Origin of the sequence: Pseudoxanthomonas sp. LjRoot127 (assembly GCF_964253495.1) — a bacterium.
GTDB lineage: Bacteria > Pseudomonadota > Gammaproteobacteria > Xanthomonadales > Xanthomonadaceae > Pseudoxanthomonas_A.
On sequence record NZ_CAXUQR020000001.1, the window covers coordinates 2,253,670 to 2,270,529 of the forward strand.

Annotated in this window: 18 protein-coding genes and 1 tRNA gene; 16 read left to right on the plus strand and 3 right to left on the minus strand. The window is 63.5% G+C overall.

All coding sequences use genetic code 11. The annotated features are described in order from the left end of the window. Positions 1–12: 12 nt before the first annotated feature. The 8 genes from ACSQ19_RS10405 (at position 13) to ACSQ19_RS10440 (ending at position 8,391) form a co-directional block, all read left to right on the plus strand. The gene (locus ACSQ19_RS10405) at positions 13–795 is read left to right on the plus strand and encodes a hypothetical protein (RefSeq protein WP_435996799.1); all 783 of its coding nucleotides are present in this window, start codon (positions 13–15) and stop codon (positions 793–795) included. 59 nt (positions 796–854) lie between these two features. Then, complete coding sequence (locus ACSQ19_RS10410; RefSeq protein ID WP_435996801.1) at positions 855–1,928, plus strand: type IV secretion system protein; 1,074 nt, start codon at positions 855–857, stop codon at positions 1,926–1,928. 185 nt (positions 1,929–2,113) lie between these two features. After that, positions 2,114–2,479, plus strand: coding sequence for a DUF4189 domain-containing protein (locus tag ACSQ19_RS10415; RefSeq protein ID WP_435996803.1), 366 nt, complete (start codon positions 2,114–2,116; stop codon positions 2,477–2,479). Between the two features lie 774 nt (positions 2,480–3,253). After that, entirely contained in the window at positions 3,254–3,829 is a 576-nt protein-coding gene (locus ACSQ19_RS10420; RefSeq protein ID WP_435996805.1) for a hypothetical protein, read from the plus strand. Next, positions 3,826–5,115: a lipase family protein gene (locus ACSQ19_RS10425; RefSeq protein WP_435996807.1), complete on the plus strand. Its 1,290-nt coding sequence runs from the start codon at positions 3,826–3,828 to the stop codon at positions 5,113–5,115. The genes ACSQ19_RS10420 and ACSQ19_RS10425 overlap by 4 nt, the downstream gene beginning before the upstream one ends. Positions 5,116–5,170: 55 nt before the next feature. Next, complete coding sequence (locus ACSQ19_RS10430) at positions 5,171–5,527, plus strand: hypothetical protein (RefSeq protein WP_435996809.1); 357 nt, start codon at positions 5,171–5,173, stop codon at positions 5,525–5,527. Between the two features lie 49 nt (positions 5,528–5,576). Further along, on the plus strand, positions 5,577–6,458 hold the full coding sequence (locus ACSQ19_RS10435) for a hypothetical protein (protein WP_435996811.1): 882 nt from the start codon (positions 5,577–5,579) through the stop codon (positions 6,456–6,458). A 97-nt stretch (positions 6,459–6,555) separates the two neighbouring features. Further along, the gene (locus ACSQ19_RS10440; RefSeq protein WP_435996813.1) at positions 6,556–8,391 is read left to right on the plus strand and encodes a peptidoglycan-binding protein; all 1,836 of its coding nucleotides are present in this window, start codon (positions 6,556–6,558) and stop codon (positions 8,389–8,391) included. Between the two features lie 576 nt (positions 8,392–8,967). Here ACSQ19_RS10440 and crp read toward each other — a convergent pair. Then, a complete protein-coding gene (crp, locus tag ACSQ19_RS10445) occupies positions 8,968–9,654 on the minus strand; it encodes a cAMP-activated global transcriptional regulator CRP (protein WP_296279500.1) in 687 nt (228 codons plus the stop codon). 186 nt (positions 9,655–9,840) lie between these two features. On the opposite strand from crp, the gene speD reads away from it, so the two are divergent. Together speD and sugE are read left to right on the plus strand one after the other, a co-directional pair. After that, positions 9,841–10,635: an adenosylmethionine decarboxylase gene (gene speD / locus ACSQ19_RS10450; RefSeq protein ID WP_055936923.1), complete on the plus strand. Its 795-nt coding sequence runs from the start codon at positions 9,841–9,843 to the stop codon at positions 10,633–10,635. Positions 10,636–10,815: 180 nt separating this feature from the next. Then, positions 10,816–11,130: a quaternary ammonium compound efflux SMR transporter SugE gene (gene sugE / locus ACSQ19_RS10455; RefSeq protein ID WP_435996816.1), complete on the plus strand. Its 315-nt coding sequence runs from the start codon at positions 10,816–10,818 to the stop codon at positions 11,128–11,130. A gap of 89 nt (positions 11,131–11,219) precedes the next feature. On the opposite strand, the gene coq7 is transcribed toward sugE, so the two are convergent. Continuing rightward, positions 11,220–11,861: a 2-polyprenyl-3-methyl-6-methoxy-1,4-benzoquinone monooxygenase gene (gene coq7, locus ACSQ19_RS10460; protein ID WP_296279518.1), complete on the minus strand. Its 642-nt coding sequence runs from the start codon at positions 11,859–11,861 to the stop codon at positions 11,220–11,222. Positions 11,862–12,050: 189 nt separating this feature from the next. Between coq7 and rplM the strand changes: the two genes are divergently transcribed. The 6 genes from rplM to maiA all read left to right on the plus strand — a co-directional run bounded on the left by rplM (position 12,051) and on the right by maiA (position 15,607). Next, positions 12,051–12,479, plus strand: a complete 429-nt coding sequence (rplM, locus tag ACSQ19_RS10465) for a 50S ribosomal protein L13 (RefSeq protein ID WP_055936916.1) — start codon at positions 12,051–12,053, stop codon at positions 12,477–12,479. Between the two features lie 2 nt (positions 12,480–12,481). Beyond that, positions 12,482–12,874 carry a 30S ribosomal protein S9 gene (gene rpsI, locus ACSQ19_RS10470; protein ID WP_056879499.1) on the plus strand — a complete coding sequence of 131 codons (393 nt, stop codon included), beginning with the start codon at positions 12,482–12,484 and terminating at the stop codon, positions 12,872–12,874. 33 nt (positions 12,875–12,907) lie between these two features. Continuing rightward, positions 12,908–12,982: transfer RNA gene (locus ACSQ19_RS10475), tRNA-Gln, on the plus strand. Between the two features lie 67 nt (positions 12,983–13,049). Then, positions 13,050–13,796, plus strand: a complete 747-nt coding sequence (locus ACSQ19_RS10480; RefSeq protein WP_435996819.1) for a 2OG-Fe dioxygenase family protein — start codon at positions 13,050–13,052, stop codon at positions 13,794–13,796. 63 nt (positions 13,797–13,859) lie between these two features. Then, complete coding sequence (locus tag ACSQ19_RS10485; protein ID WP_435996821.1) at positions 13,860–14,849, plus strand: fumarylacetoacetate hydrolase family protein; 990 nt, start codon at positions 13,860–13,862, stop codon at positions 14,847–14,849. Between the two features lie 98 nt (positions 14,850–14,947). Beyond that, positions 14,948–15,607, plus strand: coding sequence for a maleylacetoacetate isomerase (maiA, locus tag ACSQ19_RS10490; RefSeq protein ID WP_435996823.1), 660 nt, complete (start codon positions 14,948–14,950; stop codon positions 15,605–15,607). A gap of 75 nt (positions 15,608–15,682) precedes the next feature. On the opposite strand, the gene ACSQ19_RS10495 is transcribed toward maiA, so the two are convergent. Then, positions 15,683–16,819, minus strand: coding sequence for a PilT/PilU family type 4a pilus ATPase (locus tag ACSQ19_RS10495; protein WP_296279530.1), 1,137 nt, complete (start codon positions 16,817–16,819; stop codon positions 15,683–15,685). Between the last annotated feature and the right edge of the window lie 41 nt (positions 16,820–16,860).

The following is a 16,860-nucleotide window of genomic DNA, read 5'->3' on the forward strand; positions in this document are numbered from 1 at the left end:
AAGGACATCATCATGAACGTCTCGACATCCCGTGTTCGCGTCCGACACGTCGCCCATGCCCTGCTGGCCGCGGGCTTCGTCTTCGCCGCAACGGCACAAGCGCAGTGGCGGGTCGTGGACAACGCTGCGAACAACAAACTCCAGGACATGAACAGCCGGATCGGCACGACCAGCGCGTCGGGTAACGGCAACGGCACGGTGAACGGAAATCTGAGGGATCTCTACCAGCAGCAGGTATTCGAATCTTTCAATGGCAACAATGAGGACAGCAAGGCCGCACCGGAGCCGGAGGAGAAACTCCAGCATGCGCAACCCACCCAGAGCGGGGTGAACATGAATGCGGACAACCGCTGCAGGCAGGCGACCAGTGGCATCGCGCAGCAGCAGTATCAGCTGTGCCGGGAGATCGTGAACACGGAACTGGCGAAGTACAACTATTCGCTGAAGATGTACGAAGTGACCACGCAGCGCCAGCGCTATCTCGATGAGCTCAAGCGTCAGCGCGCCAGCATCCAGAGCCATGAGGTCGGCAAGCTGCAGGACAACACGAACCGCATCCTGCTGCTGATGTCGCAGATGGAGATCGACCGCCAGCAACAGCAGACGTACATGGACGCCTATGTCGCCCGCATCGGGTACCTGCAGGAAGCCAGCAAGACCCTGTCGCAGCAGGCGCTGGAGGGCAAGGGGAGCGCGTCTGGTCCGGGCGGCGTGGGTGGACTCATCGGCGGCGCGGTGGGCATCGGCACGTTGAAGTTGGCGCTGGACGCGGCACAGTCAAAGCGTCGTCATTGATCCGCTGCGGGTTGTAGTACCCGCCACGGGACGCGATGTAGCAGCACGAAGGAATGGACATGGTGGATCTGCCTTCATTGGGTAATGGATTGGCGGCGTTGCTGCGCGAGGTGGGCGCTGCTCTGGGCGCGGTCGAGCGCTGGGCGTTCTTCAGGTTGGTGTTCGACTGGATCGACGAGGAGATCAATATCTTCCGCGACAATCTGCTCGGCGAGATGGCCGAGTGGGTGGGAGGCGTGGCATTCGTCCTGCTCACGCTGTGGGTGCTGCTGCAAGGCTACCGAATCGTCACGGGCCAGTCGCGCCAGTTCATGATGGAACTGGTGGTCAAGTCACTGAAGTGGGTGCTGATCATCACGGTCGCCACGACGTTCGCCATGGGAAGCAGCAACATCCACCAACTGCTGACCGACGACATGCCTCGCTCGATCAACGAACTGGTGACAGGCGACGACGAAGGCCCCGAAGACTCCATCGACGACAACCTGCAGCAGATGGAACTGGCGATGGTGGCGATCGATGCGCTCTACACCAGCTTCGACGAAACCTTGCAGGAAGCCAAGACCCGCACCATGTGGTTCACCGGCGTAGGCGTCGCTGGCCCCTCGCTGATGGGGGGTGCCATCCTGCTGATGTACAAGATGGCCATGGCACTCTTCGTGGGGCTGGGGCCGTTCTTCATCCTGACCCTGGGATTCGAGCAGACCAAGGGCATGTTCCAGAAGTGGATCTGGTACGGCGTCGGCACCATGTTCTCGCTGGCGGTGCTCGCCTTCACCGTGTCGATGATCTCCAAGCTGTTGGGCGTGGTAGCGGTCTCGTTCGCTGCTCAATACCTGACACTGCTGGCCACCAACACGTCACCACAGGGAATCAGCAGCATGGCGATGCAACAGGGCGGCCTCGGCTTGCTGATGACGCTGTTCCTGGTCACCGTGCCGCCGATGGCGGCAGCGTTCTTCCAGGGCACGGTGGGTCAGTTCATGGCGTACAACGCGTTTGGGCAGGGACAAGCGATGCAGCCCACGCGGCCTGGTGGGGGATATGCTCCGGCGCCCGCTCCAGCGGAGAACTCAGCGACGCAAATGCATAATCCGATGAATACTCCCAGTTCAGCCCCGCGTATCGCCTAGAAGAGCTCGATATGGCTATCAGTAGTTCATCTCACTCTCCGTTTGGCACTCCCCTTCCACTGCTCGTGAGCATGTTGGCGCTAGCCTTCCTGATTGTGCCGGCTTCGGCGCAGATGGCTTGCCCGCAGGGAGTTACGCCCGGTAGCTCCCAATGTTTGCCAACCGGTGGTGCACCGCGAGCGCAGATGCCTAATCCCGTGCCAAGATGGAAGCTTACTTGGGGTGCTATCGCGATGAGTAGCAGGACGGGCGAAGTCGGCACATCTGTAGGCCGCTTTTCCAAAAGAGAGGCGCGCCGTGAAGCGATGGATAAATGCGAGCGACTGGGTGGTAAGGAATGTGTCTTGGCTGTCGCATACGAGAATCAGTGTGCAGTGATTGCATGGGCGTCAGAGTTGGGAAAGCCAACGGGAGGGGGAGCGATAGTGCAGAGCGCTGCGACCATAAGTGAGGCGACGCGGTTGGCAATTCCAGCATGTTCAGCATCACGTGGAGGTGGCGAGTGTTCGATTGTCTACTCTGCCTGCTCGGAACCCGTGTTGATTCAATGACGAGCCTGCAGAATCTTCGGCAAATGTCGTGCTGATTGCTTGATCGTCAAGATAAGGAAGTCAATTGAAAGGTGATCAAAAGGATACTGACAGATGCTTAGAGTGCTTTTCGTTACTGTTGTCGCCCTGATATCTGGCTGCGCATCCATCCCGGCGAACTTGGCAGCCAAGAAGTGGGTTGGACGGAGCATGGATGAAGCGACTTCGGTTTTCGGTGAACCCTTCCACTTGGAGGTACAGGGTGACGGAAAAAAGATGGGCATCTGGCATCTTGAGCGCTACATGGAGGAGCTCAGGCCCGTCGGAAACGTAATGGGGCGTGACGCGGGTGGAAGGCCTGTGCTTCACCCCGTTCATGAGATGAGACAGAACAGGTATGCGTGTGAGGTAACGCTGGTAAGCGAGGGCGGCCGGATTGTTTCCGCTAAGGTTCGGCCGATAGCCGGCATGGGGCCGCTGTTGGCAGGAGGTTGCGCTCAAGATGGGCTATGAGCATGGCCAAGCGAATCAACGGCCGGGTCGCTTTGAAGTGAATGCTAATGTCTGTGCCCGGTACGTAGCGACGTTTGCGCCGACAGTGTCCGAGCCCGAACCAAATAGCCTCGAACTCGGCGCCGCCGCGCGTTGCATGGTAACGCTGTCATGACGAGGCGGCCGACGTGGCGTATAGGTGAATTTTTCAGCGTACACGCGCGTCTTGGCATAGGACCGATGACTCGTTCACTACTTCCCGTAGCGTTGTTAGTGCTTTCCGCATGTTCGCAAGGAAAGGATATGAACATCACGACTGATATTCCAACCGAAGAGGGTGGGCCCCTCCGGAAAATCAATCCAGCGCCGAAACGCGGCTACGTCATTACCATGACATTGAAGGACGCGCCCGGACCGTTTGCCTCGATCGAAGGAGTGGCGCAGTACGACGTGGAGAACTCGGCCGAGTGTGGGAAGAAGCTTCCCGTAGCGGGCGCATTTCCTCGAATCAGCACGAGCGAGCCCTTCAAGCTGATCCGAGTCTCGGGGGAGGAGTTTCGTGGAACGGTGTACGCCGACTTGGTTCTTGATGAGGATTATTACGGGCATGGCTTCTGCCGCTGGAAATTCGCTTCTGTAAGTGTCCACTTGAGTGCGACAGCGGATGAGGCGGACGCTAGCTTCATCCCGAGTATCGATTCTGAGTCGGTGATTTCTTCAGGGTCAGAGGTTAGGTACTACTGGAAGAGTCGATATCCACGTGTGGCTGACTACGACGGATTTCCCGTGTCCGGCGAGCGTAGCCTCGATGGCCTACCTGATGAGAAGCGGAGCGAATTTTTCATGATTTCCTTGGCTTCTGCAGAGGTGTTGCCGTGAGGATCCAGTCCCACGACTATGCTGAGCTTGCCAACGATTCATATGCGGATCGCGCTGTCGGCATGCGGCCTCCTGCGCAGCGGGAGCCCGTCACTCTCGGCGGCGTCGATTACCGCATCTTGGAGCATGTCGACAGCAAGAAGACTGGGTACCAAGGCACGCTATATCAGCGTGTTGATGGCGGGGAGATCGTGGTCGCTCATCGTGGCACCGAACAGATATGGAAGGATGGCGTCGTCACCGACGGCTCGATGGTGTTGAGCCGTATCAATCCGCAGGCCAACGAGGCGGTTGAACTGACGAGGCGTGCGATCGCGTTTGCCATGCAAGAAGGGATGCAGCCCGGGAAGAACGCTCCGGAGGTCACCGTGACGGGCCACTCACTCGGTGGAACGCTGGCCCAGATCACGGCGCATTACTTCGATCTGCGGGGTGAGACGTTCAATGCGTATGGCGCAGCAAGTCTGGACCGCCGCATCCCAGAAGGTGGCGGTAGAGTACTCAACCACGTGATGGCGGCCGATACCGTCAGCGCGGCCAGTCCACACTACGGTTCCGTCAGGGTATATGCCACCGAGAAGGAGGTAGCGACATTGCAGGCCTCCGGTTACCACAATAGCCGCCTGTTGGATGTCGTCACGCCAGACAATCCTCTTTTGGCTGCAGGCGCTTCGTTGGGTTCGCATTCAATGCACCACTTCCTCCCAGTCGATGGCCAGGGTGCGCGCGACCGCTCCGTGCTGGATGACTCCCGAGCGAGCGCTCTTGCAGCAGAAAGCCATCGCGCGATCGCCGGTTACCGGGACGATGTGGCGGATCTGCGCCGGGGGATCACCGTGGTTTCCCGCGGCCCCTTCGGCGCGTTGCGGGATGGGATCGATGCTGCACGCGGCCCACTTCTGCCAGGAGAGCCCGCTGCGCGTGAGAAATGGACGGGCCAGACACAGCCGCTATCGAAGTGGGGCGCGAATGCCGCGACCGCGAACACCACCAGCGAACGCGTGGGTGCGGCGGATGTCGTAAACGACTCCCTCCCGTTCCATCCGCCGCTCCGGCGTGAGGCGCGGCCTCCGTCGTCGGAAGTGGAGCGCTTGTTGCAGGCGGCAAGGACGGGCGAGTCGGGCGCCCTGCGCGCCGCACAGGAAGAGCTGCAGGCATCCGAGTTCGGTCATGCCTGGTTTGCGCGGGTACATGAGCACCGCGGCGAAATTCCGCAACAGCTGCCAGTCCAGGAAATCCTGCAGCGTGAAACCCTTGCTCCGTCCGGTCACCCGATGGCGCGATGACTTGGATTGTGTCCGCAGAGCGTTCGCCAGGCCTCTGCCCAAAAGGAGTACGACGATGAAAAAGACCATCAAGCTTGGAATTCTGTTGGGACTGGTAGTGCTGTTCGATCTCAGTGCCCAGACCGACGGCTACTACCAGCCGCTTCACTACCGCATGGACGACCCCTTCGTGTTCTGCACGCAGGGCCAGGACGTGAGGAAGAATCCGATGCCGTGCTGGAAGCCCATGCCACCCTTCACCGGGGCTTTCATGTTGATGCCCTATTGTCGGCCACCGAACCCGTACGGCAAGGATTGGACCCAGGACGACACGCTCTCGTTCGCCCAATACAAGTCGGTCTGTCCGAAGGCGATCGAGTCGGGTCGATGGGAGGGTCGCGGCCGGCCCGAGAACACGCCCATCCGTCACTGATGCCGGCGCCTTTCTTGCCCACGAACGCTCTTGTCATGGAGTCGCCCACATGAGGTTGCAACGCATGAAGGTCCTTTCCCCCGTGCTCCTGGTCGCAATGGCAATGATCGTGGGCGCGTGCGACGTGCCTGCTCCGCGAAGTGCGCAGGCCGTGGAGCAGGCGACGCCCCCCCAGAATAAGGAAGAAGCCATGTCAGAGCTGAAGCCGCCCTCCGCGGACAGCGTGTTGTATTTCATCTACCAGCGGGATGGCGACGGTGCGGTCAGCTACGAGGTCGACGGCGGTGCCACCGTCAGCTACTGGTACGGCCATGCGTTCGATCTCAAAGGAAAGCACTACTTCACGGGCTTCGGCAGCAAAAGCGAGGGCGAGGGTCCAGAGGGCGACAACGGGATGATGGACCCCGAGCATGTCGCCATCTCACAGGCGACGTTCACGCGCGTGGAGAAGGAGGGCAAGGCCGAGTGGTCCAAGCCCGACACGGACGGCTATGTCGGCGAGTTCGGCAGGATGGGGCGGGCCGAGCAGATCGATGAATCGCGAAAGGCACAGTCTTTCACGACCGGCGACGGTCGCTACCTCTTGGCGGTACCGACGTTGGATTTCGTGAACGGCACGGACGTACGCATGTTCGCCTTGCTTCTGTTCGATCCTGACGACGTGGACGCACTCGGATTCAGGCAATGGGGCTATCTGGGGAGCATTCCCGTGAGCTACGACAATAGTGATGCGTGCGATGGTGGGGAGGTGATGCCTTGCGCGGCGAGCAGCGGGACGCTCGCATTCGAGCAGACCGGTGCGGGCCTGCCTGACCTCAAGGTTGTCTCGAAGGGAACCACTATCGCCGCGCCCGGCAAGGTTCGCGACATGACGGAGGCGGACACCGTGGTCTACACCTTCGATCAGGCGACGCAACGCTACGAAAAGTAAGCGGATTCACAGTTGACCGACTTGTAGCAGGCCCAGGGAGGGGCCCGGTTGACGTCCAGCGACCCCCCGGTCGCGTACTTCAGCAAAGGAGCCAACGATGGCCAGTCAGTACACACGTGAGCAGATTCTCGACATCATCGAAAGACAAGCACAGGAAAGCGGCATTCCGCGGGAAGATTTCCTGCGATTCGCCTACATCGAGACAGGCGGTCGCTTCGATCCGAATGCAAGCAATCCCAGTGGCGCGAAAGGACTTTTCCAGTTCGTACCGGGCACTGCCGAGGATTACGGAATAGCGGGGCGCGAGTTCGATCCGGTGGCGAACACCCGCGCGGCGGCGGCGCTGTATTCGGACAATCTGGCCGACATCACACGTCGGCAGGCCCGCAGTGGACACGATTTCCTCTCCGGGAACGAGACGCCGAGCGGACTGGACCTGTATCTGGCCCACCAGCAGGGCGCGGCCGGCTATGCGTCCATCCAGAATGCGATCGAGGCGGGTGAGTTCACCCGTACCAACACGCGCAGGAATATCCTCAACAATATCAGCGAGCGAGACGTGGAGCGCCTGACGGGGCGTGCCTACGCAGACCTGCGCGGCCTCGACGATCGCGAGTTGGCAAATACGTTCTCGCAGTACTGGAATACCAAGTACGCGGCTATCAGTATCCCGGACCGCGGCATCCAGGCGAGCCAGCCGGATGCGGCTGCCCGCGAGCGCACGTCGCCGCTGGCGGATGGTGTGCTGCAGCGTGGCGAACGCGGTGAGGACGTGCGCGCGCTGCAAACCTCATTGAACCAGCTGGGATTCCGCGACGGCCAGGGTGCGGAACTGGAGACGCGCTCCGGCATCTATGGAGGCAGGACGCAGGAAGCCGTGCGTGCGTTCCAGGCTGCGAACCAGCTTGAAGCCACCGGCAACGCCGACGCGCGTACGCGCGAGGCGATCGCACAGCAGCTTGCGCTTCCCGAGCAGGATCGCAATCGCGCCCCAGCCGCTGAAGCACGGCAGCGCGAGGGCGGATTGGCTTGGCCGACCCCAGGCAACCATGACATCAACCAGGCCGACAAGCCACGCGAGGGCCGGGGGGAGTTCGGTACGCCACGCAGCGGTGGGCGGCGTCATGGCGGCATCGACATCGAGGGCAACGTCGGCGATCCGGTCGTGGCCGTCGCGGGAGGTACCGTGGTGGTGCGTCCGAACAATGGGGCGGCAGGCAACACCGTGCACGTGCGGCACGATGACGGCACGCTGACCAAGTACTTCCATCTCGACGCCTTCAGCGTGCGCAATGGGCAGCGTGTCGAAGCCGGGCAGCAGATCGGCACCATGGGCAGGACCGGCAACACGCCTGCACAGGGAGACACGCACCTGCATTTCGAGATGTGGCGCGATGGCCGACAGGTGGACCCGTTGCCGCACCTGCAGGGCGCCGAACGTGGTGCTGCTGTTCCGATGCGGACGGCAGCACCCGAGGTGCTGCGTGACGGAGCGTCCGGTGCCGCGGTGCGTGACCTGCAGCAGCAACTGAACCAGCTGGGGTATCGGGGCGCCGATGGTCGGCCACTGGAGACGGCGTCGGGCAAATTCGGTCCGCAGACCGAACATGCCTTGCGAGCGTTCCAGGAAGACCGCGGGCTGAAAGTGGACGGGATCTTCGGGGAGCGCTCGCGTGATGCACTGGCGACCGCCAATCGCGACCCCCGGCCTGCGGACGCCACAGCGCAGAATCCGCGCAGCGAGGATGCGCAGCGTTCGTTCGTAGACCGCATGTTCTCCGCGATGCACGGGGGTGATGATCGTGCCATGCGCCAGGCGCTGGACGATTACCTCAAGACGCCCGCCGCGCAGGGCTGGCAGCCGAAAGACCCGCCATCGGTCACCGACCAGCAAGTGGCGCAGCAACGCGAGCAGACCGGGCCGTCGCGCTGACAGGACGGGACACGCATGGGCCGATTCATCGGCCCATGCGTCGCACTGCGGCCTGGCGGCGGCTGCGTGCGTATTCAGGACGCGGGCGCGAGCAAGTTCTGGCCACGCGGGATCAGTCGCGCGCCGAAGCCGCGGCCGAGACGCAGTGAGGTTTCGGACGCCATGGGTGCGACCCGCTCGGTTGCGTCGGTCAGGTGCAGGGTGGGCCGGCTTGTGCCGCGCCCATCCTGCACGCTTTGTGAGGCATGACTTCTGCAAGAGCCGTGGCCAACGGCGCGCTGCTGGCGACCGTCATCAACCCCGGGCGCGATAACGCCGCCTATCAATGCGGTGAAGGCAAAGATGACGCAGGCAGTCCTGTCCGACATTCCGCTGGCTTGGCCATGCGGGCGCAGCGTCAACCTCGGAAAGGTATCGGCGCTTTGGCGCGCCAGCCCCCTGCGGAAGGGGTGCGGACAAACGAGGTGGCCCAGCGCTGCGCAGTATTACAGGCGAGGGCGCTGCAACGGTCGAGCAGGTGGAGACGACGACCCGGGCAGCGGCAGGCCCACAAGACCGGCCGCCTGTTCCCTGCGGTCAGCGGGTGCCGTACAGCACGACGGTCTTGCCGCGTGCGTGCAGGGAACCGTCGGCCTGCAGCTTCTTCAATACACGGCCAGCCATTTCGCGTGAGCAGCCGACCAGGCGTGCCAGCTCCTGGCGGGAAACGCGCAGCTGGGTGCCCTGCGGGTGGCTCATGGCCTCCGGTTCGCGGGCCAGATCGTGCAGCGTGCGGATGATGCGGTCGGTGACGTCGAGGAATGCGAGGCGGCTGGCCTTCCTGCTGGTATCCAACAGGCGACGCGACAGCTGGGCGCCGATGGCATACAGCAGCTTGGGTGCATCGGCCGACAGCGTGCCGAGGAACAGCTGGTGCAGGCGCTCGTAGCTGACTTCCGCCAGCTCGCACTGTGTCCGCGTGCGCAGGATGACCTCGCGGCGGTCGGACTCGATGAACAGGCCCATCTCGCCCACGAATTCGCCGGAACCGAAGTAGCCGAGGACCAGCTCGCGGTCATCGTCTTCCTCGGTGATGATGCTTACCGACCCGCTCACCACGTAATAAAGCGTGCCGGCGGGGTCGCCCGGGCGGAAGACATCGGCGCGGGCCGGATACCGGCGCCGGTGGCTGTGGGCCAGGAAGCGCTCAAGCGTGGCGTTGTCCGGCGTCAGGGGGCTGGCGGCGGGGCGAGCAGGGGCTGAAAGGGGGATGCCTGGGCTCATGGTGGTCACGGCTTGTAATTCAGGAAGCTTAGTCCGAATACGTGGCCCACGGCAAACGCAGGCCATGCAAGGGCTGGGCCACTGTGCGACGGCCCGCTGGCGGATGGGCGGCGGACATTTCGCTGTCACCCCATATGGCGCATAATCCGCCCCCTCATCCGACACCCCCGAAGAGGGATCACCGCCGTGGTAAAACCCCTGCCTCGCCTGCGGCTGCAAGGCTTCAACAACCTCACCAAGGCGCTGAGCTTCAACATCTACGACGTGTGCTATGCCTCGTCCGAAGACGAGCGTCGCCGGTACATCGAGTACATCGATGAGGAATACAACGCCGACCGCCTCACCCAGATCCTGACGGACGTGGCGGAGATCATCGGTGCCAACATCCTCAACGTAGCCCGCCAGGACTACGACCCCCAGGGCGCGTCGGTGACCATCCTCATTTCCGAGGAGCCGGTGATCGACAAGAAGGATGCGGGCAAGGAGATCATCTCCGACGCGGTGGTGGCGCACATGGACAAGTCGCACATCACGGTGCACACGTATCCCGAAACCCATCCGGACAATGGCATCGCGACGTTCCGCGCGGACATCGACGTGGCGACCTGCGGCGTGATCTCGCCGCTGAAGGCGCTGAATTACCTGATCGAAAGCCTGGAATCCGACATCGTCATCATGGATTACCGGGTCCGTGGCTTCACCCGCGACGTGAAGGGCAAGAAGCACTACATCGACCACAAGATCAATTCGATCCAGGACTTCCTGGCCAAGAACATCAAGTCGCGCTACGAGATGCTCGACGTGAACGTCTACCAGGAAAACATCTTCCACACGAAGATGCACCTGAAGGAGTTCGACCTCGACAACTACCTGTTCGAGGAGAAGGCCAAGAACCTGTCGTTCAAGGAGCGCATGAAGATCGAGGCGCGCCTGAAGCGGGAGATCGAGGAGCTGTACCACGGGCGCAACCTGCCGGAATGAGGGGTTGGCGACGGGCGCGGGTTACATCCGGTTCGGATGGCCTTCGCTAGTCTGCCCACACACATGGCGGGACGACCCGCCCGCGGCGCGAGCCGTGCATCAGGACCGACGGCGGTCCGGAACGAAGGTTCCGGGCCGTTTCGCGTTATGGCCCGGGCACTCAACCTGAGGAGGTGACGTATGGCGTGGGTCTATCTGGTGTTGGCGGGATTGCTGGAAGTGGTGTGGGCGGTGGGCTTGAAGTACTCCGAAGGTTTTACCCGGCTAGTCCCCAGCGTGGTCACGGCCGTGGCCGCGGCGGCCAGCTTTTGGCTGCTGGCGGCAGCCCTGAAGCACATCCCGCTGGGAACGGGCTATGCGATCTGGGTGGGCATCGGTGCCGTCGGGACTGCCTGTGTGGGCATGTGGCTGTTCCAGGAGCCTGCCACGGCGGCGCGGCTGGTCTGCATCGGCCTGATCGTGGCCGGCATCATTGGCCTGAAGCTCGCGTCGTAGCGGGTGCCGCGCGAGTGAACCCGTGAACCCGTCGTCCAGGCTGGATTGCGGAGCATTCAGCGCCATGGGACGGTGCGCCAAGGCGCACCCTACAAGCGATACGCGACGGCCTTCATCAGCTTCGAGGCCCCGGCCATCAGCATCGGGATGGGGGCCGGCAGGATGCGCGCGCCTGCTTCTTCGGCGTGTTCGGCATGGCGTGCCTCATCGGCCTTCATGACCTTCAGGATCTCGCGGCTGCGCAGGTCGGCGGGCGGGAGGGATTCAAGGTGTTCGTCCAGATGGGCCTCGACCTGGTGTTCGGTCTCCACCACGAACCCCAGGCTCCAGCCATCGCCGCGCAGGCCGGCGAGGGCGCCGAGGGCATAACTGCCCGCGTACCAAAGCGGATTGAACAGGCTGGGCCGGCTGTCCAGTTCACGCAGCCGGTCCGCGCACCAGGCGAGGTGGTCGGTTTCTTCCTGGGCGGCGTCCAGCAGGTGGAGGCGGGTGGCATCGTCCCGTGCCACGGCGGCTTGGCCGAAGTACAGGCCCTGCGCGCAGACCTCACCTACGTGGTTGATGCGCATCAGGCCGGCAGCATGACGCTGTTCGTCCGGCTCTAGCGCGACCTCGGGGGTATCCCCGGCGGGGTTTGCGCGCTGGGCGGGGGGGCTGCCGAACACCGTGTCCAGGCCGCGCTGGGCCTCCACCAGCCATTGATCGAGGGGCGAATAGGTCCGGGTGTTCATGAGGCCATTGTGCCGCCTAGGCGCTCCCGGCGTCTGCCCCGGGGCCCTGCGTGTCCGAGGCTCCGGAGGGTTGCGCACTGCGGTATCGCCCCGTACAATCCCGCCTCTTCCGTTTCACCCTTCACAACGCGTGGCAAAGTTCCGCCCGGGAAACCGCGGAATCCGCCCGACCAGACACATGAGATCCACATGAGCACCTTTACCGCCAAGTCCGAGACCGTCCAGCGTGACTGGTACGTCGTCGACGCAGCAGGCAAGACCCTTGGTCGCCTGTCCACCGAGCTGGCCCGCCGCCTCCGCGGCAAGCACAAGCCCGTCTATACCCCTCACGTTGATACCGGCGACTACCTGGTCGTGATCAACGCCGAGAAGATCCACGTCACCGGCAACAAGCTGGCCGACAAGAAGTACCACCGCTTCACCGGCTACATCGGCAACCTGAAGACCGAGACGCTGGCCCAGGCGCTGGAGCGCCATCCGGAGCGCGTCATCGAGACCGCGGTGAAGGGCATGCTGCCGAAGGGCCCGCTGGGCCGCGACATGTATCGCAAGCTCAAGGTTTACGCCGGCCCGAATCATCCGCACGCCGCTCAGCAGCCGCAGGTCCTGGACATCTAATCATGGCTATCACTCAGAACTACGGCACCGGCCGTCGCAAGTCTTCCACCGCCCGCGTGTTCCTGCGCAAGGGTTCCGGCAACATCACGGTCAACGGTCGTCCGCTGGATGAGTTCTTCGGCCGCGAAACCGGCCGCATGATCGTGCGCCAGCCGCTGGAGCTGACCAAGAACACCGAAACCTTCGACATCACCGTGACCACCACCGGTGGCGGCATCACCGGCCAGGCCGGCGCCATCCGCCTGGGCATCGCCCGCGCGCTGGTGGAATACGATGAAACGCTGAAGTCGGAACTGCGCAAGGCAGGCTTCGTGACCCGCGATGCGCGTGAAGTCGAGCGCAAGAAGGTCGGCCTGCACAAGGCGCGTCGCGCCACGCAGTTCTCCAAGCGCTAACAGACGCGCTACACTACGCGTCACTGGTTACACAGCCCCGTCGCCAAGCGGTAAGGCACCTGACTCTGACTCAGGCATTCGGTGGTTCGAATCCATCCGGGGCTGCCAACTTGACGTCCACTGGACATCCGCAAAAGCCCGCCCATGGCGGGTTTTTGCGTTGAGGGGTCTTGCCATGGTCGCGATGTTCCAACCTCCGTTCTGCCCTGCCGACGAGGCCGTGCGCCGCGTGCAGGAGCGCGGCTACGCGGTGCTCGAGCCGCGGGCCATGGCCGACGCCGTGGACGTCGATCTCGGCGCGCTCGATGCATTGCTGCCAAGCTGGGATCGGCTGGAAGTGGACGAGTACCTCAAGGACGGCGGCCGCTATCGGCGGCGGCGGCATTCGTGCTTCGTCCTGGATGCGGAAGGCATCGTGCAAGCGCCACACCGCGCGCACTGGCAGTCCCTGGATTACAACGCCCTGCATGGCGGCATGCAGCGCTGGTTCGAGCCGATCGAGCCGGCCGTCGCGGAAGCCCGGGCATGGCGACAACTCCTGCTGGGGCTGGGCCGCTGGTGTTCCGAACTCAAGGGCGAGCGCGCGTGGTACGTCGAGGCGCACCAGTTCCGCATCGACACCACCGACGGCATCGGCCGGCCAACCCCGGAAGGTGCGCACCGCGATGGCGTGGATTTCGTCGCGGTGCTGTTGTTGGGCAGGCAGGGCATCAAAGGGGGCGAAACACGCGTGTTCGCCGCCGCAGGGCCGGACGGGCAGCGCTTCACGCTGGAGGCGCCCTGGTCGCTGCTGTTCCTCGATGACGAACGCGTCATCCACGAATCCACCCCGATCCAGCCGCTGGATGGGCAAGGTCATCGCGATACCCTGGTGCTGACCTTCCGCAAGGACGGTTTCCAGGGCGATCCGATTGCGGCTTGACATGGCCGGTCTTTCGTTACAATTGAAACCATGGCGCATGGGCGCCCGCATCCTGGAGTTCCGATGAAGCTGGGTTCCCTGAAGGAAGGTGGTCGCGACGGTACGTTGATCGTCGTGTCCCGTGATCTGGCCCGCGGTGTGCGCGCCACCGGCATCGCGCCGACGCTGCAGCGCGCGCTCGAGGACTGGAGCAACACCGCGCCGCGCCTCAACGCACTGTACGAATCCTTGAATGCGGGCGACGCCGATGGCGCGTTCGACATCGACCTTCAGGCGCTCGCCGCGCCGCTGCCCCGTGCCTACGAGTTCGTCGACGGCAGCGCTTACCTGCCGCACGTGGAGCGCGTCCGTCGCGCCCGCAATGCGGAAGTGCCGGAGAGCTTCTATACCGACCCGTTGATGTACCAGGCCACGAGCGCCGCGTTCTACGGACCGCGCGATCCGGTGAAAGTGGTCAGCGAGGAGTACGGGATCGACCTGGAAGCCGAGATCGTCGTCGTCACCGACGACGTGCCGATGGCGGTGACACCGGTGCAGGCGGCGGGTCACATCCAGCTGATCGGCCTGGTCAACGACGTGTCGCTGCGCAACCTGATCCCGGGCGAACTCGCCAAGGGCTTCGGCTTCCTGCAATCCAAGCCGCGCTCGGCACTGTCGCCGGTATTCGTCACGCCTGACGAACTGGACGCTGCCTGGCGCGACAGCAAGGTCCACCTGCCGCTGGTCACGCACATCAACGGCGAGTGGTTCGGCGCGCCGGAGGCGGGGGTGGACATGCAGTTCGACTTCGCCCAGTTGGTCGCGCATGCGGCCAAGACCCGCCCGCTGTCGGCAGGCACCATCGTCGGTTCCGGCACCATCGCCAATGAGGACACGTCGAAAGGTGCGTCCTGCTTCGCCGAGCAGCGTACGGTCGAGACCTTGCGCGATGGCAAGCCGTCCACGCCGTTCATGAGTTTCGGCGACGTGGTCCGCATCGAAATGATGGACTGTGACGGACGTTCCATTTTTGGCGCGATCGAGCAGCGTATCGAGCCGCAACCCTTGCCTTGAGGGCGCGGCCGGCCCCAGTGTGACTTCAGGACGGAGCGGGTCGGGCATGGACATGGATTCCGGGGATTCGAAGGCGCAAGCCGCGGGGAGCGGGTTGCATGGCTGAGCACCTCAGGCTGTATTCCTACTGGCGTTCCAGCGGCGCGTATCGCGTGCGCATCGGTCTGAATCTCAAGGGGTTGGCCTACGAAACCGCGCCCGTGCATCTGGTCCGCGACGGCGGCCAGCAGCACGCGCCGGACTACGTCGCCAAGAATCCCCAGCACATGGTGCCCACCCTGCAGCACGGCGTGCGGGTGATCCGCCAGTCGCTCGCCATCCTCGAGTACCTGGACGAAGCCTGGCCGTCGCCACGCTTGTTGCCGATGACGGCCCGGGACCGCGCGCGGGTGCGCGCGCTGGCGCAGATGGTCGCGTGCGACATCCACCCGCTCAACAATTTGCGCGTGCTGCAGTACTTCGAAGGCACCTGGAACGTGCCGCAGGCCGAGCGCGACGACTGGGTGAAGCACTGGATCATAGAAGGGTTCGCACCGATGGAGGCCCTGCTTGCCGGCGATGCCGCCACGGGGGCCTTCTGCCATGGGCAGACCCCCGGACTGGCGGATTGCTGCCTGGTGCCCCAGGTGTTCAACGCGCGCCGGTTCGGTGTGGACATGAGCGCCTTTCCCACGATCGTCCGCATCGAGCAGGCCTGTCTCGCGCTCCCGGCCTTCGATCAGGCCAGGCCGGAGAACCAGCCCGACGCCAACGCCTGACCGGATGTCGCCGAAAACGGAACGGGCGGGTTTCCCCGCCCGTTGACCCGCATGCCGTTCGGCGACGCGGCGTGCTCAGCCGAAGCCGTGGGTGATCCGCGGCGAGCTGCTGGCCGTGTCGTAATCCGCGTACGGATCGTGCTCGCCCTTGCTGCCTTCGGAGAGGCGGAACTTCAGCGCCAGGCCATCGCGCGAGTCCGCAGCGCGCAGGGCTTCCTCCTGCTCGATCAGGCCTTCCTTCACCATGCGGAACAGGCACTGGTCGAAGGTTTCCATGCCTTCCTCGAGCGACTCCTCCATGGCGGCCTTGATCTCGTGCACCTGGCCGCGGCGAAGCAGGTCGCGGATCATCGGTGTATTGATCAGCACTTCCGCCGCCGGCATGCGACGACCGTCGGTGCCCTTGACCAGGCGCTGCGACACCACGGCGCGCAGGTTGAGCGCCAGGTTCATCAGCACGTTCTTGTGTGCGCTTTCCGGGAAGAAGTTGAGGATGCGCTCGATGGTCTGGTCGGCATTGTTGGAGTGCAGCGTCGCCAGGCACAGGTGGCCGGTTTCGGCGAAGGCGATGGCCGCTTCCATCGTGGTCGCGTCGAGGATTTCGCCGATCAGGATGACGTCCGGCGCCTCGCGCATCGCGTTCTTCAGCGCATTGTGGAACGCATGCGTATCCAGTCCGACCTCGCGCTGGTTGACGATGGACTGCTTGTGCCGGTGCAGGTACTCGATCGGATCCTCAATGGTCAGGATATGGCCGGTGCTGGTGGTATTGCGGTAGTCGATCATCGACGCCAGCGACGTCGACTTGCCGGAACCGGTGGAGCCGACGATCAGCACCAGACCGCGCGGGGTCATGATGATGTCCTTCAGCACCGGCGGCAGGTTCAGCTCCTCGATCGTGGGGATCACGCTGCGGATCGCACGGATGACCATGCCCACTTCGCCGCGCTGCTTGAACACGTTGACGCGGAAGCGGCCGGCGTCGTGCAGGGCGATGGCCATGTTGAGCTCGAGCTCGCGCTCGAAGACAGGCACCTGGCCTTCGTCCATCAGCGAGTAAGCGATCTTCTTGACCATGCCGGGCGGCAATCCGGTGTTGCCCAGCGGATAGAGCTTGCCTTCGATCTTGATGTAGACCGGCGCCCCGGTCGTGAGAAACATGTCCGAGGCGTTCTTCTCGGTCATCAGCTTCAGGAAATAGCCGATGTCCATGTGCAACACTCCCCACGATGCGCGGCACACGTTGCAACGGC